Genomic DNA, 18795 nt, shown 5'->3' on the forward strand with positions numbered 1-18795 from the left:
AGCTTCCTCGGCCCCTGCGGCTTCCGGCTCCCTCGGATCTCGAAATCCATCGCACCCCTTGAACTGGGGTGTTGCGACGATCCCTAGAACCCAAGACTGGTCCCGGGCGTCCACCTGACCGTAGTCGTCGCCCGGAGCCGCCCTGTCGCCGCCGTCCTGGTGCGCGAGCGTGCGGTGGAACCTTCTCCACCGGTCGTTCGCCAGGTTCACCATGATGCGCCGCACATAGGCGTCAGGAGCGTCCTTGGCGGCTATGGTGCGCCACTTGCGGCAGGCCCGCTCCAGGGTCTCCTGGACCAGGTCCTCCGCCGCCTCGCGGTTTCCCGTGAGGACGAGGGCGCCGCGGAACAGTACGGCCGACCGGGCGAGGACGAAGCCATGGAAGTCGATTCCGTCCTCGGCCGGCTCGGGTGTGATCGGTTCGGCGTGCGGAATCCGCTCGGTCGCCAGTTCCATACGTTCCTCCCTTCCTGTCACCCCTCATCGACGTGGAAGCAGGCGCACCTGCTGCACGGCCTCGGTGAGATGTGGAACACACCGCCGAAGCCCGCGGGGCCGGAGGACGGCATCACCGGGAGCCGGTGGCATCACCGGCGGGCACAACCCGGCAGGTACACCCGAGGCGTCTCCGTCCGATGTACGGCGGGCTGCACCGCCCGACGCAGGGCGGAGGAGCGGCGTACCAGGTGTCAGTCGTGGAGGCCGTCCCACTGGTAGCAGGCCTCGCCGATCTGTCCGGCATCGGTGGAGTGGACGGCGTCCTTGACGTGACTCGTCCGCAGAAGGACTCCTTGCCACCGCCGGGCATCCCCCGGAGCCGGAACAGGCCGGCCGTGCGGTAGCACCGCTGACCGTCCGCGGAGCTGTCGCAGCGGCTGGGCCGGACGGCGTAGACGTCCGTCTTGTCTTCCGTCATCGGGCTGAGACGGGTCTCGTGGTTCGTGAGCTGCTTCCGATCGCCGCCTGAGCATCGGCAGGGAAGACCGGCCCCCGTGCCGGCTGCGACGACGACGGCGGCGGTTCCGGGGCGGAGCTTCACGCCTTGTCAGGCGAGGACCGCATCCGGCCCGGCCCTCGGACCGGCCAGCGGTGGCGGGATTCAGCCGGCCGCCGCCGACGGCCCTGCGGTCGACGCGGCGCGCACCAGTTTCATGTAGCGGTGCCAGTCCCAGTAGGGGCCGGGGTCGGTGTGGTCCGTGCCCGGCACCTCCACATGCCCGATGATGTGCTCGCGGTCGACGGGGATGCCGTACCGCTTGCATATCGCGGCTGTCAGACGCGCCGACGACTTGTACATCGCCGTCGTGAAGTCCTGCGGCCGGTCCACGAACCCCTCGTGCTCGATGCCGACGCTGCGTTCGTTGAACGACCGGTTGCCCGCGTGGAACGCGACGTCCAGCTCGCGGATCATCTGCGTGACCCGGCCGTCCTGCCCGACGATGTAGTGCGTCGCCGCCCGGTGGGCCGGGTCCTGGAAGACCTTGACCGCACTGGCGAAGCTGCCCTGGGTGACGTGGATGATCACCCGGTCCACGGCGTAGTCGGCAGGCCGGTCGGCGCGCCGCCAGTTCGCCTCGGACGCGGCTATCCACTGCGCCGGGGCGTAGTCCAGCTCGCCTGCCTCGCGCGGCTTCTCCACACCCGGCATCCGCCACCAGACGCGTCTGATCTCCTCCACGGCAAGAGCGGCAGTCCCCGCTGCCGCGACACCGCCGCCGATCAGCAGCGTCCGCCGACTGATGCCGTGACCAGGGCCTTTCCCTGATGACCCGGCACTCCCGTTGTTCCCCATGTGCTCCTCAACGCATATCGGCGAGCATTCGGTTCCCGGGGCCCCGTACTCTGGAGAGGCTATGAATCACACCTCCCAGCGCCCCCTCCGCGTGCTCGCCGCCATGTCCGGCGGAGTCGACTCCGCCGTCGCCGCGGCCCGTGCCGCCGAGGCGGGCCACGACGTGACCGGCGTGCACCTCGCCCTCTCCGCGAACCCGCAGTCCTTCCGCACGGGCGCGCGAGGCTGTTGCACCATCGAGGACTCCCGTGACGCGCGCCGCGCCGCGGACGTCATCGGCATCCCGTTCTACGTCTGGGACCTTGCGGAACGCTTCCGCGAGGACGTCGTCGACGACTTCGTCGCGGAGTACGAGGCGGGGCGCACCCCCAACCCGTGCCTGCGCTGCAACGAGAAGATCAAGTTCGCGGCGCTGCTCGACAAGGCGCTCGCCCTCGGCTTCGACGCCGTGTGCACCGGCCACTACGCCACGGTCGTCCTCAAGGACGACGGCACCCGCGAGATGCACCGGGCCTCCGACATGGCCAAGGACCAGAGCTACGTCCTCGGTGTCCTGGACGAGAAGCAGCTCGCGCACGCGATGTTCCCGCTGGGCGACACCCTCACCACCAAGGACGAGATCCGGGCCGAGGCCGAGCGCCGGGGCCTGGCGGTCGCCAAGAAGCCGGACAGCCACGACATCTGCTTCATCGCCGACGGCGACACCCAGGGCTTCCTGGCCGGCCGTCTCGGGGGGCCCGCCCAGGGCGACATCCTCGACGAGTCGGGCACGAAGGTCGGCACCCACGAGGGCGCGTTCGGATTCACCATCGGCCAGCGCAAGGGCCTGCGCATCGGCCACCCGGCCCCGGACGGCAAGCCCCGCTACGTCCTGGACATCTCCCCGGTGAACAACACCGTGACGGTGGGCCCGGCCGAGGCCCTGGACGTCACGGCCCTCACCGCCATCAAGCCCCGCTGGTGCGGCACGGCCCCGACCGGGCCGGGAACCTATACGGCTCAGCTCCGCGCCCACGGCGGCGAGACCGAGGTGACGGCCGAGCTGGCCGACGGCGTCCTGTCCGTCACCTTCACCGAGCCGGTGCGCGGTGTCGCCCCCGGCCAGGCCGTCGTGCTGTACGACGGGACGCGGGTGGTCGGCTCGGCCACCATCGCGACGACGGTCAGGCGTGAGAGGACGGCTGCGGCCGGCTGACGACGTCCGGGCCGGCCGGGTCGTTCCCCTGCGACGACCCGGCCGTGCTGGAGGCCCCGCGCCGGGATCCCCGCGCGGAAGTCACGCCCTCCCCTTCCGATGCGGAACGGCCCGTGCCGTGCCCGCCGACGAGCTGTGCCCGCGGACGAGCCGTGCGCGCCGATGGGCCACCCGCGCCGCGCACTGCCCGCTCCGGGTGCGCGGCGAGGTCGGGCTCATGACGCCGTCCGCAGGAACGTGTCCCGGGCGAAGAAGTCCGCCAGGACCGGTGCGATCACGTGCGGCGCCAGTTCGCGGGTCTGACCCGTCAGGGTGCGGTGCCTGGCACGGGGGACTGCGGCCGCCAGGGCGCGCGTCGTCTCGTGCGCCTGCGGGGTGCTGAAACCACCCGTCACGACCAGGGTGCGCGCCGTGAGCGAGGCGAACCTCCCGGTGGGCACCGTCCCGTCGCCCAGCAGCGCGTCGTCGTACGCGAGGGTGTGCGCCACCGCCTCCAACTCCCGCCACAGCGGTGCCCGGCGCATCCGTGCGATCGTCGCCTCCGGGAAACCCGCCCGCGACAGATGGAGTTCCACGGCTCCCGCCCGGTCGCCCGCCGCGAGCAGGCGGTGCAGCAGAGCCGTGCAGCGCGAGGGGTGCGGCGGGCCGGCGGGGCCGGGCGTGTACGGCGGCTCATAGACCGCGAGCAGGTTCACGGGCAGCCCGGCGGCATGCGCCTCCAGGGCGAGCGCTCCGCCGGACAGCATGCCGAACAGCGACACACGCCCGCCGACCCGGGCCGCCACCGCCGCCAGGTCCTCGATCTCGCGGCGGACCGTGTACGGCCCGCTGTCGCCACTGCTCCCGCGGCCCCGGCGGTCGTACGTGACGACCGTGAAGCGCGGGGCGAGCAGTGCGGCCAGCGGCGCCTCGTCGGCCGCGGTGCTCAGGGCCCCGCCGACCAGGACCACCGGCGGCCCGTCGCCGCGGCGGCGATAAGCGATCGACGTGCCGTCGCGGGAGAGAGTCTTGTCCATGTGGGGGTGGACTCCCGGGCCCGTCGGAACTCATCGCCGCCGCGGAGAAATATTTCTGACGGTCAGTCGGATACGACCTCGGTGGCGTAGAAGCAGAAGTGGTCCTTGATCGGACCCACTTGGTCCCTGGGGTCTGGATAGGCCCACACGAGGTCGGCCGCGCCGGGCAGCGACCAGTAGGACGCGTCCCCCTTGAACGGGCAGTGCGTACGGGTGCCGGACGGCGTCAGGAGGTCCGTACGGACATCCTCGGGCGGCAGGTAGTAGCGGTCCGGACAGCCCGTCTCGCGCAGCACCAGCGGCCGACGGCTCTCGGCGAGGACCTGGCCGTCGTGCACCGCCCGCACGTGCACGTCGGCGGGTTCCACGGTGATGGTGTGTCCTGTGGTGGAAGTCATATGTGCTTCAGCCACCCGGGAGGCCTGTTTCTTCCCGCGTCCGGGGCCGGTCGTACGGTGTCACCATGAACATCTGCGTCTTCCTCTCCGCTGCCGACCTCGACGACCGCTACACCGGACCCGCACGCGAGTTCGCCGAGCTGCTGGGCCGGGGCGGCCACACCCTGGTCTGGGGTGGGTCGGAGAGCGGACTGATGAAGGTCGTGGCCGACGGGGTGCAGGAGTCGGGCGGCCGGCTCGTCGGCGTCTCGGTGGAATTCCTGGCGGCCAAGGCGCGGACGAACGCCGACGAGATGGTGATCGCCAAGGACCTGGCCGAGCGCAAGGCACTGCTCCTGGAGAAGGCCGACGCCGTCGTGATCATGGTCGGTGGGACCGGCACGCTCGACGAGGCGACGGAGATCCTGGAGCTGAAGAAGCACGGCAAGCACGCCAAGCCCGTCGTCCTGCTCAACACCGCCGGGTTCTACGACGGCCTGCGCCAGCAGTTCCAGCGCATGGACGACGAGGGCTTCCTGCCGCTTCCCCTCACCGACCTCGTGTTCTTCGCGAAGGACGCCGTCGGCGCTCTCGCTTACCTGGAGGAGTCGGGCGGCCTGCGGTGAGACCGGGACGGCGAGAGGAAGGGCACGGGCATGATGCGAGCATGAGGGCATGCCTACTCACTTCATCACCGGCGCCGGATCCGGTATCGGCGAGGCGGTCGCCCGCCGCCTCCGGGAACGCGGCGACGACCTCGTGCTGCTCGCCCGTGACGCCGCACGCGCCAAGGAGCTGGCGGCGCTCCACCCCGGTGCCCGCACGCTCGTCGGCGACCTCGGCAACCCCGACCGGCTCTCCTGGGCGTTCGGCCAGCAGACGATGCCCGACCGCCTCGACTCGCTGCTCCACGTCGCGGGAGTGGTCGAGCTCGGCCGGGTCGGCGAACTCACCCCCAAGGCCTGGCACTTCCAGCTCAACACCAACCTGATCGCCCCCGCCGAACTGACCCGTCTGCTGCTTCCGCAGGTGCGCGTCACCCAGGGCCACGTCGTGTTCGTGAACTCCGGCGCAGGGCTTGCCGCGCACGCCGAGTGGGGTGCCTACGCCGCCGGCAAGCACGGCCTCAAGGCGCTCGCCGACGCGCTGCGCCACGAGGAGCACGCCGCCGGTGTCCGTGTCACCTCCGTCTACCCGGGCCGCACGGCGAGCCCCATGCAGGCCAAGGTCCACCAGCAGGAGGGCAAGGAGTACGACGCCTCGCGCTGGATCGACCCCGAGTCGGTGGCCACCACGATCGTGATGGCACTCGACCTGCCCCGGGACGCCGAGGTCAACGACCTGACGGTCCGCCCCGGCCGCTGAGAGCGGGTTCCCGGGGCCCGTAGGCTTTCCGTGTGAGCGAGAAGAGCGGGTTCAGCGCGAGTGCAGCCACCGGGATCGGATCCATGCCGGGCGGAGACGCCCGGGAGACGGCCAGGACCGTCACGGGGTCCTTCGCCGACGGCCAGGGCATGCCGTACCTCGGGGAGCTGCCCGCGCGGGGACCAGGGGCCGACATGACCGGCCGGACCGTCGGCCTGCTCGTCGACATGTACGGCCACGTCGAGCCCAGCGGCTGGCGCGTCAGCGACCGGCCCGGCCGCGACACCCGGCGCGCCCGGTCCTGGCTCGGCGAGGACCTCGACGCCCTGGAGGAGTTCACCCAGGGCTACGAAGGGCTGCTCAAGGTCCAGGCCGTCGGCCCCTGGACGCTCGCGGCGGCGCTCGAACTGCGGGGCGGAGAAGCCATGCTCGGCGACCCGGGAGCCTGCCGCGACCTGGCGGGCTCCCTCGCCGAGGGGCTGCGCTCCCACCTCGCCGAGGTACGGCGCAGGATTCCCGGGGCCGAGGTCGTGCTCCAGCTGGACGAGCCCTCCCTGACCGCCGTACTGCGCGGGCGGGTGAGGTCCGCGAGCGGCTACCGCACCTACCGTGCGGTGGACCGGCAGGTCGTCGAGGGAGCGCTGCGCGACCTGCTCGCCGTCAACGGGGCGTCGCCCACGGTGGTCCACTCGTGCGCCCCCGAGGTGCCGTTCGCGCTGCTGCGCAGGGCGGGAGCGGGCGCCGTCTCCATCGACTTCTCGCTGCTCACCGAGCGTGAGGAGGAGGCGATCGGGGAAGCCGTCGAGGGCGGTACCCAGCTCTTCCTCGGCGTGGTTCCCGGTCTCGACGGCGCCTCGACCGCATTGTCGGACCCTGGCGGTAGCGTCAAGGAGGTCAGGACGTTGTGGAGCAGGCTGGGGCTGAATCCGGGGACTCTCAGTGAGTCCGTCGTGATCACTCCGTCCTGCGGTCTCGCGGGCGCGTCGCCCGCGTACGCGCGCGCCGCGCTCGCCCACTGCGCCCGGGCCGCGAAGTCGCTCGCAGACAACCCTGAGTAACGGGGCAACGGGTCAACGGGAGGAACGGACGATGGCCGGCGAAGAGCAGGCACAGCAGCTGACCGGTGTGCCGGCGGAGGTGCGGGAGCAGCACGCACTCCTCGCCGAGCAGATCGAGGACCACCGCTTCCGGTATTACGTCAAGGACCAGCCGGTCGTCAGCGACGCCGAGTTCGACCGGCTGATGCGCGCGCTGGAGGCCGTCGAGGACGAGCACCCCGCACTGCGCACCCCGGACTCGCCGACCCAGAAGGTCGCGGGCCCCTACACCACGGAATTCACCTCCGTCGAGCACCGGGAACGCCTGCTCTCCCTGGACAACGCCTTCGACGACGCGGAGCTCGCGGCCTGGGCCGAGCGCGTGGCCAGGGACGTGGGCAGGGGCGGCTACCACTTCCTGTGCGAGCTCAAGGTGGACGGCCTCGCCGTCAACCTCACCTACGAGCACGGCAGGCTGACCCGCGCGGCGACCCGGGGTGACGGCCGCACCGGTGAGGACATCACCCCCAACGTCCGTACGATCGCCGAGATCCCGCACCGCCTGGAGGGCGACCGGATTCCCGCCCTCGTCGAGATCCGCGGGGAGGTCTTCTTCCCCATGGAGGCCTTCGAAGGGCTCAACGCCCGGCTCGTCGAGGCCGGCGACAAGCCCTTCGCCAACCCGCGGAACGCGGCGGCGGGCTCGCTCAGACAGAAGGACCCCAAGGTCACCGCCGGCCGCCCGCTGCACATGGTGGTGCACGGCATCGGGGCCCGCGAGGGCTTCGACATCGACCGGCTCTCCCAGGCGTACGACCTGCTGAGGGAGTGGGGGCTGCCCACCGCCCGGCACAACAAGGTCGTCGAAACCCTGGACGAGGCACGGGAGTTCATCACCCACTTCGGGGAGAACCGCCAGTCCGTCGAGCACGAGATCGACGGCGTCGTCATCAAGCTCGACGAGATCCCGCTCCAGGGCAGGCTCGGCTCCACCTCCCGCGCGCCGCGCTGGGCCATCGCCTGGAAGTACGCCCCGCAGGAGGTCAACACCAAGCTGGTCAACATCCGCGTGGGCGTGGGACGCACCGGCAGGGTCACGCCCTACGCCCAGGTGGAGCCCGTGGAGGTGGCGGGGTCCGAGGTGGAGTTCGCGACCCTCCACAACCAGAACGTCGTGAAGGCCAAGGGCGTCCTCATCGGGGACACGGTGGTGCTCCGCAAGGCGGGCGACGTCATCCCGGAGATCCTCGGGCCGGTCGTCGACCTCCGCGACGGCGGCGAGCGGGAGTTCGTCATGCCGTCCGAGTGCCCCGAGTGCGGCACGGCGCTGCGCCCGATGAAGGAGGGGGACATCGATCTGCGGTGTCCCAACGCCCGTTCGTGTCCGGCTCAGTTGAGGGAGCGGCTGGCCTATCTGGCGGGCCGCAGGTGCCTGGACATCGACCACTTCGGTTACGTCGCCGCGGCGGCCCTGACCAGGCCGCTGGAGCCCGCCGAGCCGCCCCTGCTGGACGAGGGGGACCTCTTCGACCTGACGGTGGAGCAACTGCTGCCGATCCGGGCGTACGTCCTGGACGCGGACAGCGGCCTGCCCAAGCGCGACCCGAAGACGGGCGAGGAGAAGATCGCCACCGTCTTCGCCAACCAGCAGGGCGAGCCGAAGAAGAACGCCCTCGGCATGCTGGAGGGCATCGCCGCAGCCAAGGAGGCACCGCTCGCCCGCATCCTGACCGGGCTCTCGATCCGCCACGTGGGACCGGTGGCCGCCGTGGAACTGGCCCGCCAGTTCCGCTCCGTCGACCGGATCGACGAGGCGTCCGAGGAGGAACTGGCCGCGGCCGACGGGGTCGGGCCCATCATCGCCGCGTCGGTCAAGCAGTGGTTCGCCGAGGACTGGCACCGCGAGATCCTGCGCAAGTGGCGTGAGGCCGGAGTCCGGATGGAGGACGAGGGCGCGGGCGCCGACGAGGGCCCCCGGCCCCTGGAGGGGCTCACCGTGGTCGTCACCGGCACGCTCGCGACGTACACCCGGGACGGTGCCAAGGACGCGCTCCAGAGCCTGGGCGCCAAGGTCACCGGCTCGGTGTCGAAGAAGACCTCCTTCGTCGTGGTGGGCGACAACCCCGGATCGAAGTACGACAAGGCGATGCAGCTCAAGGTGCCCGTCCTCGACGAGGACGGCTTCGCCGTGCTCCTCGGACAGGGGCCGGATGCGGCCAGGGAGGCCGCTGTTCCCGCGGAAGCCTGATCGAGGCGCGATCGATACACGGGTGACGCGTGGCCCGTGCCCCGCGGGGAATCAAGGGGACGGGCCGGAAGGACCGGACCGGCCCGTCCGCACCACCCGTTCGGCGGACAGCGGGCGACGCGGGCTCCCCGGTCCGCATTCGGGCCAGAGCTGCAGAGCGCTGCCCGTGCGGGCCTCCGGCGGCCTACTGTTGAACGAGCACCTGCGGTGCCCGGCCGCGTGACGGGAATCGGGTCGTGTGGGCATGGGAGCGGGGGCCACCGTGGGACATCGGCACCGCCGGCTGTGAGAGGGACGGAATGGAACCGACCGAGAGCGCCGCAGCGGTGTCGCGGCTGCAGGGTTTCGTGGGCCTCACGTCAAGAGCGGGCACGGTGGTCGTTGCGGTCGCCGCGCTGCAGCTCGCCACCGGTTTCTACCGGACGGTCCAGGACGGGCGCGCGCTGTTTCCCGACGGCACCGCGGGCTGGTCGCTCGCCCTGCTCACCGGGATCATCGTGGGACATCTGGTCGCCCTCGGGCGCGACCGCTGGTGGGGCGGTACCGGTTCCGGTGCCGCCCTCACGCTTGCCGTACTCCTGCTCTACGGCTGGGTGCCCGCCGGGCTGGTCAGCCTCGTCGTCGTGGTCCTCGTCGGCATGGCCAGGCGCCACCGCTGGTGGCAGGGCCTGTTACACGGTGCCGTGGACATACTCGGCGTCGGGGCCGCGGCGCTCGTGCTGTCGGCGTTCGGCGAGGCCCCCACGGTCGAGACACCCTGGCGGCCACTCCACTGGGGCATCGCGGCCCTGCCGGAGGTGCTGCTCGCCGCGGCGGTGTACCTGCTCGTCACCCGAGCTCTTCTGTGGTACGCCCGGGCCTCCCGGACCGGGGGGCTGCCGACGATCGCCCGTACCGCGCTGCTGCGTCAGGGGCTCGTCGCGGTGGCCCTGCTCGGTATCGCCCCCCTGATCTGCGTGGTGGCCTCGGCCACGCCGGTGCTGCTCCCGCTCTTCGCCGTTCCGCTGATCGCCCTCGACTCCACGCTGTGGATCGCCCGGGCGCGGGCCGAGGAGCAGCTGCGCGACCCGCTGACCGGCCTGCCGAACCGGCAGTGGCTGCTGGAGCGGACGTGGACGGCGCTGGAGGAGACCCGGGGCACCGGCACCCGGTCCGCACTCGTCCTGATCGACCTGGACCGCTTCCGGGCCGTCAACGACACCCTCGGGCATCTGGCCGGGGACCGGCTCCTGCTCCAGATCGCGGAGCGGCTGCGGCTCGCCCTGCCGCGGGGTGCGGAGGCCGCACGGCTCGGGGGCGACGAGTTCGCCGTCCTGCTGCCGACGGCCGACTCCACCACCAGCGCACAGCGCGTCGCACGGCATCTCGTCGCAGCCCTCTCCTCGCCGCTGGACCTCGACGGTCTGACCCTGGTGCTGGAGGCGAGCGCCGGGGTCGCCGTCCACCCCGACCACGCACTCGACGCCGAGGGCCTGCTGAGGCGGGCGGACGTCGCGATGTACCAGGCCAAGCGGGACCGTACGGGCGTCGAGGTCTACGAGTCGAAGCGGGACAGCAACACCCCGGACCGGCTGGGCCTGCTGGGCGACCTGCGCCGCGCCCTGGACGCCCGGGAGGTGGAACTGCACTACCAGCCCAAGGTCCGCTTCGACGGCCAGGTGGCGGGCCTGGAGGCGCTCGTCCGCTGGGTGCACCCGGAGCGCGGCCGGGTCCCCCCGGACGAGTTCATCGCGATCGCCGAGTCCTCGGGGCTCATGCCCCACCTCACCGAATACGTCCTGGAGACGGCGCTGGCCCAGGTGGCCCGGTGGCGTGCCCAGGGCCTCTTCGTGCCCGTGGCCGTCAACGTCTCGCCCCGCGACGTCCACACGCCCGGCTTCGCGGGCAGCGTGGCGGCCCGGCTCGCCCGGCACGGCGTGCCGGCGGGGTCGCTGCAGCTGGAGATCACGGAACACGTCCTGCTGGAGGACCCGCAGCGGGCCGCCGACACCCTGGCCGGACTGACGGCGCACGGAGTGAAGATGTCGCTGGACGACTTCGGCACCGGCTACTCCTCCCTCGTCCACCTGCGGAAGCTGCCGGTCAGCGAGCTCAAGATCGACCGGTCGTTCGTGGCACGGCTGGCCGTGGACCACGAGGACGCCGAGATCGTCCGCTGCACCATCGACCTCGCCCATTCGCTCGGGCTGATCGTGGTCGCCGAGGGCGTGGAGGACGACGAGACCTGGGAGCGGCTGCGTGACCTGCACTGCGACGCCGTGCAGGGGTGGCTCGTCGCGGCGGCGATGCCGCCGCACGAGACGACGGCCTGGCTGAGGGCCCGGGGCGAGCACGGATGGCGCCGGCCCTCGGAGCTGGAGGCAGCGGCGGCGTTGGTGTCCGAGCGGGAACCCAGGTCCGCGGGGCACGCGCTCAACCCCGGCCCGGCGACCGCCTGAGGGACGGGCCGCGCAGGGTGGCCGTTTTGTCCTCAATCGGCGCCCGGCGCCGGTCGGCTCGGCCACGGGCGTGCCCGGCGACCCCATAGGATTGGGCCAAAACCACACACCAAACCCTGAGGATCGCTGCATGCCTGGCATCACGCGCGAGGAGGTCGCCCACCTCGCCCGGCTGGCGCGTCTGGAGCTGAAGGGCGAAGAGCTCGAGCACTTCGCCGGTCAGCTCGACGACATCATCGGCGCGGTCGCCCGCGTCTCCGAGGTCGCCGACCAAGACGTACCGCCGACCTCCCACCCGCTGCCGCTGACCAACGTCATGCGCGCGGACGAGGTCCGTCCGTCGCTCACCCCCGAGCAGGCGCTCTCCGGCGCCCCGGCCCAGGAGCAGCAGCGTTTCAAGGTGCCGCAGATCCTGGGGGAGGACTAACAGCCATGACGGACATCAGCACCATCATCAAGCTCACCGCGGCCGAGATCGCCGCGCGGATCGCCTCCGGCGAGCTGACGGCCGTCGAGGTCACCGAGGCCCACCTGGCCCGGATCGACGCCATCGACGAGAAGGTCCACGCCTTCCTGCACGTCGACCGCGAGGGCGCGCTCGCGCAGGCCCGCGCCGTCGACGCCAAGCGCGAGGCGGGCGAGAAGCTCGGCCCGCTGGCAGGCGTCCCGCTCGCGCTCAAGGACATCTTCACCACGAAGGACATGCCGACCACCGTCGGTTCGAAGATCCTCGAGGGCTGGGTCCCGCCGTACGACGCGACCCTCACCAGGAAGCTGAAGGCGGCCGACGTCGTCATCCTCGGCAAGACCAACATGGACGAGTTCGCCATGGGGTCCTCCACCGAGAACAGCGCCTACGGCCCGACCGGCAACCCGTGGGACCTCACCCGCATCCCCGGCGGTTCCGGCGGCGGTTCCTCCGCCGCGCTGGCCTCCTTCGAGGCACCGCTCGCCATCGGCACGGACACCGGCGGTTCCATCCGCCAGCCCGCCGCCGTCACCGGCACCGTCGGCGTCAAGCCCACCTACGGCGGCGTCTCCCGCTACGGCATGGTCGCCTTCTCGTCCTCCCTCGACCAGGGCGGGCCCTGCGCCCGCACGGTCCTGGACGCGGCGCTCCTGCACGAGGTCATCGGCGGACACGACCCGCTCGACTCGACCTCCATCGACGCACCGGTCCCGCCGGTCGTCGAGGCGGCGCGCAACGGCTCCGTACAGGGCATGCGCGTCGGCGTCGTCAAGCAGTTCTCGGGCGAGGGCTACCAGGCCGGCGTCGTCCAGCGGTTCAACGAGTCCGTCGAGCTGCTGAAGTCCCTCGGCGCCACGGTCGTCGAGCTCGACTGCCCGTCCTTCGACCTGGCCCTCTCGGCGTACTACCTGATCGCGCCGTCCGAGTGCTCCTCGAACCTCGCCCGCTTCGACGCCATGCGCTACGGCCTGCGCGTCGGCGACGACGGCACGCGCTCCGCCGAGGACGTCACCGCGCTCACCCGCGAGGCCGGCTTCGGCGACGAGGTCAAGCGCCGCGTCATCCTCGGTACGTACGCGCTCAGCTCCGGCTACTACGACGCGTACTACGGCTCGGCCCAGAAGGTCCGCACCCTGATCACCCAGGACTTCGAGAGGGCGTTCGAGCAGGTCGACGTCATCGTCTCCCCGACGACGCCCACCACCGCCTTCCCGATCGGCGAGCGCGCCGACGACCCGATGGCGATGTACCTCGCGGACCTGTGCACCATTCCGACCAACCTCGCCGGCAATTCCGCCATGTCGCTTCCCTGCGGCCTGGCCCCGGAGGACGGGCTCCCGGTCGGGCTGCAGATCATCGCCCCCGCCATGAAGGACGACCGGCTGTACAAGGTCGGAGCCGCCGTCGAGGCCGCCTTCGTGGAAAAGTGGGGTCACCCGCTGCTTGAGGAGGCTCCGTCACTGTGAGTGCAATGACCAAGAAGGCCAAGAACTTCAAGAAGTCCAAGTCCGGCGTGTACCTGTCGCTCGGCACCACCGCCTTCGGCGCGCTGAGCGTCGCGAAGCAGGCCAAGCTCGCACGGCAGGAGAGCGACACCCTCCGGCTGATCGACGCCGCCGTCTCGGCCGCCGCGATCGTCACAGGCCTGGCGATCCTCTACCGCGAACTCAAGCGTCTCGGCGACGACGACGTCCTGCTGGGCTGAGAGGGAAAGTTTCACCGTGACTGTCATTGACCTGGAGTCGTACGAGGACGCCCTCGCGACGTACGACCCCGTCATGGGCCTCGAGGTCCATGTCGAGCTGGGCACCAAGACCAAGATGTTCTGCGGCTGCTCCACCGAGCTCAAGCAGGACGCCAACTCGCAGACCTGCCCTGTCTGCCTCGGGCTGCCGGGCGCGCTCCCGGTCGTCAACGAGATCGGCGTCGAGTCCGCCGTCAAGATCGGGCTCGCGCTGAACTGCGAGATCGCCGAGTGGTGCCGCTTCGCCCGGAAGAACTACTTCTATCCGGACATGCCGAAGAACTTCCAGACCTCGCAGTACGACGAGCCGATCGCCTTCAACGGCTACCTGGACGTCCAGCTGGAGGACGGCGAGATCTTCCGCGTGGAGATCGAGCGCGCCCACATGGAGGAGGACACCGGCAAGTCGACGCACGTCGGCGGTGCCACCGGCCGCATCCACGGCGCCTCCCACTCGCTGCTCGACTACAACCGTGCGGGCATCCCCCTCATCGAGATCGTCACCAAGCCGATCGAGGGAGCGGGCGCACGCGCCCCCGAGGTCGCCAAGGCGTACGTCGCCGAGCTCCGCGAGCTCATCAAGGCGCTCGGCGTCTCCGAGGCCCGCATGGAGATGGGCCAGATGCGCTGCGACGTGAACCTGTCGCTGCGCCCGCACGGCCGCGAGGCGTTCGGTACGCGCTCCGAGACGAAGAACGTCAACTCGCTGCGCTCCGTCGAGCGCGCCGCCCGCTTCGAGATCCAGCGCCACGCCGCGGTGCTGAACTCCGGCGGGACGATCGTGCAGGAGACCCGGCACTTCCACGAGGAGGACGGCTCCACCACGGCCGGCCGCATCAAGGACAACGCCGAGGACTACCGCTACTTCCCCGAGCCGGACCTGGTGCCGGTCGCCCCGTCCCGCGCCTGGGTCGAGGAGCTCCGCAAGGGGCTCCCCGAGCTGCCGCGGCTCCGCCGCGCGCGGCTGAAGGAGGAGTGGGGTGTCAGCGAGCACGACATGCAGTCCATCCTCAACGCGGGCGCGGTCGACCTGATCGTCGCCACGACCGAGGCGGGCGCGCCGTCCGACCAGGCCCGCAAGTGGTGGATGGGCGAGCTCGCCCGCAACGCCAACGAGACCGGCCGCGGCCTGGACGAGCTGCCCGTCACCCCGGCGCAGGTCGCCCGGGTGGCCGAGCTCGTCGCGTCCGGCGACCTCAACGACAAGCTGGCGCGCCAGGTCCTCGAGGGTGTCCTCGCGGGCGAGGGCGACCCGGACACCGTCGTCGAGAAGCGCGGCCTGAAGGTCGTCTCGGACGAGGGCGCGCTGGGCACGGCGGTCGACGAGGCGATCGCGGGCAACGCGGCGATCGCCGACAAGATCCGCAGCGGCAAGGTCGCCGCCGCCGGCGCCCTGGTCGGCGCGGTCATGAAGGCCACGCGTGGCCAGGCCGACGCCGCGCGGGTGCGCGAGCTGATCCTGGAGAAGCTCGGCGTCGAGGGCTGACCCGGAGACACGGTCGCGGGGGGGGGGGGGCCCCCCGGGGGCCCCCCCCCCCCCCCGGGGGGGCCCCCGCGCCCCCGCGAAACCGGGGGGGGGGGGGGGCCCCCCGCGCCCGGGGGGGGGGGGGGGGGCCCCCCCGCCGCCCCCCCGCCCCCGCTGCGTGTCCGGCGCGGCAGCGGGCGGCGCGACGGCAACCGGCTGAGAGCCCGGCCGCACGCGCGTGCGGACGGCGCGGAAGACGGCCCCCGTGACGCTCCCGGGCACCTGCCGGACATTCACCACCGGGCCGTTCGCACGCCTTCCCGCCGCCACCTCGCTTGTCTACCTTCCTGGCGTACCACTGGTTCTCGGGAGGCTCACATGGCTACGGACTTTTCACGGCGACGGCTCTTCACACTGGGCGGCGGCGCTCTCGGGGCCGCGGCCGCGGGCTCGCTGCTTCCTCCGTCGCTCCAGGCCGCGATGGCCGCGCAGCCGCAGCAGGCCACGGGATCCGGTGGGCTCGGGGACATCAGGCACGTGGTGATCCTCATGCAGGAGAACCGTTCGTTCGACCACTACTTCGGCATGCTCCGCGGGGTGCGCGGGTTCGGCGACCGCAACGCGATCGAGCTTCCGTCGGGCAGGCCCGCCTTCGAGCAGCCGGGACCGGCCGGGACCGCGGTACTGCCCTTCCCCGTGCGCGAGGCGGCCGCCGCGCAGAAGCAGGACCTCCAGTACATCGGTGCCCTCGACCACTCCTGGAGCGGCGGCGGCAAGGCCTGGGCCGACGGGTGGATGAACGGCTGGGTGACCGCGAAGACGGCCGCGACCATGGCGTACTACGACCGCCGGGACATCCCGCTGCACTACGAACTGGCCGACACCTTCACGGTGTGCGACGCCTACCACTCCTCCGTGCACACCTCGACGAGCCCCAACCGCAACCACCTCTGGAGCGGCAAGACGGGCTTCGAGGAGAATGGCGCCCGCGCGGTCGGCAACGACGCGTACGACGAGGGCACGCACCCCGGTTACGGCTGGGGCACCTACGCGGAGCGGCTGGAGAAGGCCGGGCGCAGCTGGCGTACGTACACCGAGTGGGAGAACTTCACCGACAACCAGATCGAGTTCTTCAGCACCTTCAAGGCACTGGCCCGCAAGGCGCTGGTCCGGACCGGCGGCCACACCTACATGGAGTCCTTCTACGCGGCGGTCCGGGACGCCGGACCGGGGCAGGAGCGGGACCGGCTGCTCGGACTGCTGGAGGACGGCGTCGCCATGCTGACCCGTCCTGAGCGCAGCCTCTTCGAACGCGGTCTGCGCCGGGTGGAGACGGGGACGCTGGCCGACGCCTTCGCCGCCGACGTCGCCGCCGGCACGCTGCCCGCGGTGTCCTACCTGGTGCCGTCCGCCGTGGACTCCGAGCATCCGAGCGTCTCGTCCCCGGTCCACAGCGCCACGATCGTCTACAAGATCCTCGACGCGCTCGGCAGGCACCCCGACGTGTGGCGGCACACCGCCGTCATCATCAACTACGACGAGAACGACGGCTTCTTCGACCACGTGCCGCCGCCGGTCCCTCCCGTCGAGGTCACCGAGGAACGCTGGGAGGGCAAGCCCACCGGGCTCGGTGTGCGGGTGCCGCTCCTGGTGGTGTCGCCGTGGACCGTCGGCGGCTACGTCTGCTCCGAGGTCTTCGACCACACGTCGGTGGTCCGCCTCCTGGAGCGCTGGACGGGCGTGGAGGAGCCGAACATCAGCGCCTGGCGCCGTTCGGTCACCGGCGACCTCACGTCGGCCTTCGACTTCCGCCGGACGCAGCGCCGGCCGGAGATCGCGCACCCGGGCACCGTCCCGCCCTTCGGCGGGCGGTGGCAGCCGAGGCCTCCGGCCGATCAGCGCATGCCCGTCCAGGAGCCCGGCGTCCGTCCCGCCAGGCCGCTGCCCTACCAGCCCGACGCCCAGGCGGTCCTGATGGACGGCGATCGGCTGCGCCTGTCCCTGAGCAACACGGGAAGGTCGTCCGCGCACTTCGCGCTCTACCCGTACGCAGGGGAGTTCCCCGTCCCGCAGCACCGCGACGTCAGGCGGAGGGCGGAGCTGACCGTGCCTCTCGACGGCGAGCGGTACCGCTTCACGGTCACCGGACCGAACGGCTTCCGGCGGGAGTTCGAGGGCACCGCGGACAGCCCCGCCGAACTCGCCACGCGGATCGACGCCGACGAGCGTGACCTGCACCTCACCCTGCGCAACACCGGCCGCCGGACACTGACCTTCGTCGTGCGTCCGCTGGCGTACGTCGAGGAGGACGACCTGCTGGACTGGACCCGGCGGGTCGAGGTCAAGCCCGGCCGCAGCCGCACGGTCGTGCACTCGGCGGCCGACTCCCACGGCTGGTACGACCTCGACGTGACGGCCGACACGGAGGGGTCCTTCCGGCGGCGCCTGATGGGCCACATCGAGAACGGCCGGCCGAGCGTCTCCGGCTGACGGCCGCCTCCCGGAGGCGAACGGTGTTCCCGGGGGCGCTGTGCGGGCGGCCCCGGGAAGGTGCGGACCGGATGCTCGCGTGCCGGCCGTGCCCGGCATTAAGGAGGCTCTCATACGGGACCCCTAGCGTGCGGCGCATGAACACCACCCCCTCCACCACGACCACCGACGACACCGACAAGAAGGCGGCGGGCGGCACCGCCGCCGCACCGGACCCGGCGAAGAAGGCCGGTCCCGCGGAGGACGCCGTGCCGGAGGGCGTCGCACCCGGCGTGACCGCGTCGGACGTGACCGCGATGGACGTGGCCGCGACGGACGCCGCAGCGGAGGACGGTCTGGAGACCGAGCTGGAAACCGACCCGTACGCCGAGGCGGAGGCCGCCGCGTCCACCGGGACCGGCTCCGGTGCCGCCGCCGTGGTGGCCGCCGGGCTCGGCATCGTCTCCCTCTCCGGAGCGTGGACCGGCCGGGTCGCCGCCGAGCGCGAGACGCTCGTCGGCCAGATCAAGACCTCCGGCGGTGGCAGCGCCGCACAGCAGATCAACGAGATCTACGGCGACGCCTGGCACAGCACGGCACTCGTCAACGGTCTGTTCGCGCTGCTCGCCCTGCTCGTCGGCGTGTTCGTCCTGGTCCGCCCCGCCTTCGGGGCACCGTCCCCGCTCCCCAGGCCGGGCTGGATCCGATCCGTCGCCTGGGCGGGCGTCGCACTCGGCGTGCTGGGCGTCCTGATCTCCGTCGGCATGTACCTCGACCTCTTCGTGGCCCTGCCGTCCGCGGCGGGCGGCTGAGCCCTCGGACCGACTGCCCGCCCTCGGGTTCAGGCCTCCTCGGGTTCCGGGCATCCTCGGGTTCCGGGCCCCCCGGGTTCCGGGCCTCCTCGTCAGGGACGGCTCACGGGCAGCCCGGCGGCGGGCCCGCCGCCAGGGCGTCCGGCGGGCCTTCCCTCAGGACGTTTCCCGGGAGACCTAAGGCCCCCTGCCCGCGGAGATACGGAACTCGCCCGATGTGGTGAGGCCCCCTGCCGGACGAGAGTGGTGGGGGGGGGGGGGGGCGGGGCCCCCCCCCCCCCCGGGCCCCCGGGGGGGCTTTTTGGGCGCAAACCGAACACACCACCACCCCCGCGGGGCCGGCGGCCCCCCCGCCCGCGGGCGGGCCC

At 72.0% G+C, this 18795-nt stretch carries 16 protein-coding genes; 12 read left to right on the forward strand and 4 right to left on the reverse strand.

The genetic code is table 11. The annotated features are described in order from the left end of the window. Both ACFYY2_RS34590 and ACFYY2_RS34595 read right to left on the reverse strand, forming a co-directional pair. Positions 1-456: sigma factor (locus ACFYY2_RS34590; RefSeq protein WP_388750690.1), on the reverse strand; the 456-nt coding region annotated here is incomplete at its 3' end. 643 nt (positions 457-1099) lie between these two features. After that, on the reverse strand, positions 1100-1792 hold the full coding sequence (locus ACFYY2_RS34595) for an N-acetylmuramoyl-L-alanine amidase (protein WP_388750693.1): 693 nt from the start codon (positions 1790-1792) through the stop codon (positions 1100-1102). Between the two features lie 61 nt (positions 1793-1853). On the opposite strand from ACFYY2_RS34595, the gene mnmA reads away from it, so the two are divergent. Next, the gene (gene mnmA / locus ACFYY2_RS34600; protein WP_388750695.1) at positions 1854-2987 is read left to right on the forward strand and encodes a tRNA 2-thiouridine(34) synthase MnmA; all 1134 of its coding nucleotides are present in this window, start codon (positions 1854-1856) and stop codon (positions 2985-2987) included. A 215-nt stretch (positions 2988-3202) separates the two neighbouring features. On the opposite strand, the gene ACFYY2_RS34605 is transcribed toward mnmA, so the two are convergent. Both ACFYY2_RS34605 and ACFYY2_RS34610 read right to left on the reverse strand, forming a co-directional pair. Further along, positions 3203-4003 carry an alpha/beta fold hydrolase gene (locus tag ACFYY2_RS34605; protein WP_388750698.1) on the reverse strand — a complete coding sequence of 267 codons (801 nt, stop codon included), beginning with the start codon at positions 4001-4003 and terminating at the stop codon, positions 3203-3205. A gap of 62 nt (positions 4004-4065) precedes the next feature. Further along, positions 4066-4401 carry a DUF427 domain-containing protein gene (locus ACFYY2_RS34610; RefSeq protein ID WP_388750699.1) on the reverse strand — a complete coding sequence of 112 codons (336 nt, stop codon included), beginning with the start codon at positions 4399-4401 and terminating at the stop codon, positions 4066-4068. A gap of 65 nt (positions 4402-4466) precedes the next feature. Here ACFYY2_RS34610 and ACFYY2_RS34615 point away from each other — a divergent pair, with 65 nt between their 5' ends. From ACFYY2_RS34615 to ACFYY2_RS34665, 11 genes are all read left to right on the forward strand, one after another. Next, positions 4467-5006 carry a TIGR00730 family Rossman fold protein gene (locus ACFYY2_RS34615; protein WP_388750702.1) on the forward strand — a complete coding sequence of 180 codons (540 nt, stop codon included), beginning with the start codon at positions 4467-4469 and terminating at the stop codon, positions 5004-5006. A 49-nt stretch (positions 5007-5055) separates the two neighbouring features. Continuing rightward, positions 5056-5745, forward strand: a complete 690-nt coding sequence (locus ACFYY2_RS34620; protein ID WP_388750705.1) for an SDR family oxidoreductase — start codon at positions 5056-5058, stop codon at positions 5743-5745. A 32-nt stretch (positions 5746-5777) separates the two neighbouring features. Continuing rightward, the gene (locus tag ACFYY2_RS34625; RefSeq protein WP_388750708.1) at positions 5778-6803 is read left to right on the forward strand and encodes a methionine synthase; all 1026 of its coding nucleotides are present in this window, start codon (positions 5778-5780) and stop codon (positions 6801-6803) included. A gap of 31 nt (positions 6804-6834) precedes the next feature. Beyond that, on the forward strand, positions 6835-9030 hold the full coding sequence (gene ligA, locus ACFYY2_RS34630) for an NAD-dependent DNA ligase LigA (protein WP_388750711.1): 2196 nt from the start codon (positions 6835-6837) through the stop codon (positions 9028-9030). A 299-nt stretch (positions 9031-9329) separates the two neighbouring features. Continuing rightward, positions 9330-11468, forward strand: a complete 2139-nt coding sequence (locus ACFYY2_RS34635) for a putative bifunctional diguanylate cyclase/phosphodiesterase (protein ID WP_388750714.1) — start codon at positions 9330-9332, stop codon at positions 11466-11468. Between the two features lie 130 nt (positions 11469-11598). Next, positions 11599-11895 carry an Asp-tRNA(Asn)/Glu-tRNA(Gln) amidotransferase subunit GatC gene (gatC, locus tag ACFYY2_RS34640; protein ID WP_014153935.1) on the forward strand — a complete coding sequence of 99 codons (297 nt, stop codon included), beginning with the start codon at positions 11599-11601 and terminating at the stop codon, positions 11893-11895. Between the two features lie 5 nt (positions 11896-11900). After that, on the forward strand, positions 11901-13403 hold the full coding sequence (gene gatA, locus ACFYY2_RS34645) for an Asp-tRNA(Asn)/Glu-tRNA(Gln) amidotransferase subunit GatA (RefSeq protein WP_388750717.1): 1503 nt from the start codon (positions 11901-11903) through the stop codon (positions 13401-13403). Between the two features lie 5 nt (positions 13404-13408). Beyond that, the gene (locus ACFYY2_RS34650) at positions 13409-13642 is read left to right on the forward strand and encodes a hypothetical protein (protein WP_327122222.1); all 234 of its coding nucleotides are present in this window, start codon (positions 13409-13411) and stop codon (positions 13640-13642) included. Positions 13643-13658: 16 nt separating this feature from the next. Then, complete coding sequence (gatB, locus tag ACFYY2_RS34655; RefSeq protein ID WP_388750720.1) at positions 13659-15167, forward strand: Asp-tRNA(Asn)/Glu-tRNA(Gln) amidotransferase subunit GatB; 1509 nt, start codon at positions 13659-13661, stop codon at positions 15165-15167. Between the two features lie 357 nt (positions 15168-15524). Then, on the forward strand, positions 15525-17636 hold the full coding sequence (locus tag ACFYY2_RS34660) for a phosphocholine-specific phospholipase C (RefSeq protein WP_388750723.1): 2112 nt from the start codon (positions 15525-15527) through the stop codon (positions 17634-17636). A gap of 137 nt (positions 17637-17773) precedes the next feature. Beyond that, positions 17774-18427 carry a hypothetical protein gene (locus ACFYY2_RS34665; protein ID WP_388750726.1) on the forward strand — a complete coding sequence of 218 codons (654 nt, stop codon included), beginning with the start codon at positions 17774-17776 and terminating at the stop codon, positions 18425-18427. Positions 18428-18795 lie beyond the last annotated feature (368 nt).

It is taken from the genome of Streptomyces sp. NPDC001822 (assembly GCF_042892135.1).
In the GTDB taxonomy this organism is placed as follows: Bacteria; Actinomycetota; Actinomycetes; order Streptomycetales; family Streptomycetaceae; genus Streptomyces.

Excerpts from the sequence above, each read along its gene's own strand:
- ACFYY2_RS34595 (WP_388750693.1), bottom strand. The coding sequence starts at position 1,792 with ATGGGGAACAACGGGAGTGCCGGGTCATCAGGGAAAGGCCCTGGTCAC.
- mnmA (WP_388750695.1), top strand. The coding sequence starts at position 1,854 with ATGAATCACACCTCCCAGCGCCCCCTCCGCGTGCTCGCCGCCATGTCC.
- ACFYY2_RS34605 (WP_388750698.1), bottom strand. The coding sequence starts at position 4,003 with ATGGACAAGACTCTCTCCCGCGACGGCACGTCGATCGCTTATCGCCGC.
- ACFYY2_RS34610 (WP_388750699.1), bottom strand. The coding sequence starts at position 4,401 with ATGACTTCCACCACAGGACACACCATCACCGTGGAACCCGCCGACGTG.
- ACFYY2_RS34615 (WP_388750702.1), top strand. The coding sequence starts at position 4,467 with ATGAACATCTGCGTCTTCCTCTCCGCTGCCGACCTCGACGACCGCTAC.
- ACFYY2_RS34620 (WP_388750705.1), top strand. The coding sequence starts at position 5,056 with ATGCCTACTCACTTCATCACCGGCGCCGGATCCGGTATCGGCGAGGCG.
- ligA (WP_388750711.1), top strand. The coding sequence starts at position 6,835 with ATGGCCGGCGAAGAGCAGGCACAGCAGCTGACCGGTGTGCCGGCGGAG.
- ACFYY2_RS34635 (WP_388750714.1), top strand. The coding sequence starts at position 9,330 with ATGGAACCGACCGAGAGCGCCGCAGCGGTGTCGCGGCTGCAGGGTTTC.
- gatC (WP_014153935.1), top strand. The coding sequence starts at position 11,599 with ATGCCTGGCATCACGCGCGAGGAGGTCGCCCACCTCGCCCGGCTGGCG.
- gatA (WP_388750717.1), top strand. The coding sequence starts at position 11,901 with ATGACGGACATCAGCACCATCATCAAGCTCACCGCGGCCGAGATCGCC.
- ACFYY2_RS34650 (WP_327122222.1), top strand. The coding sequence starts at position 13,409 with ATGACCAAGAAGGCCAAGAACTTCAAGAAGTCCAAGTCCGGCGTGTAC.
- ACFYY2_RS34660 (WP_388750723.1), top strand. The coding sequence starts at position 15,525 with ATGGCTACGGACTTTTCACGGCGACGGCTCTTCACACTGGGCGGCGGC.
- ACFYY2_RS34665 (WP_388750726.1), top strand. The coding sequence starts at position 17,774 with ATGAACACCACCCCCTCCACCACGACCACCGACGACACCGACAAGAAG.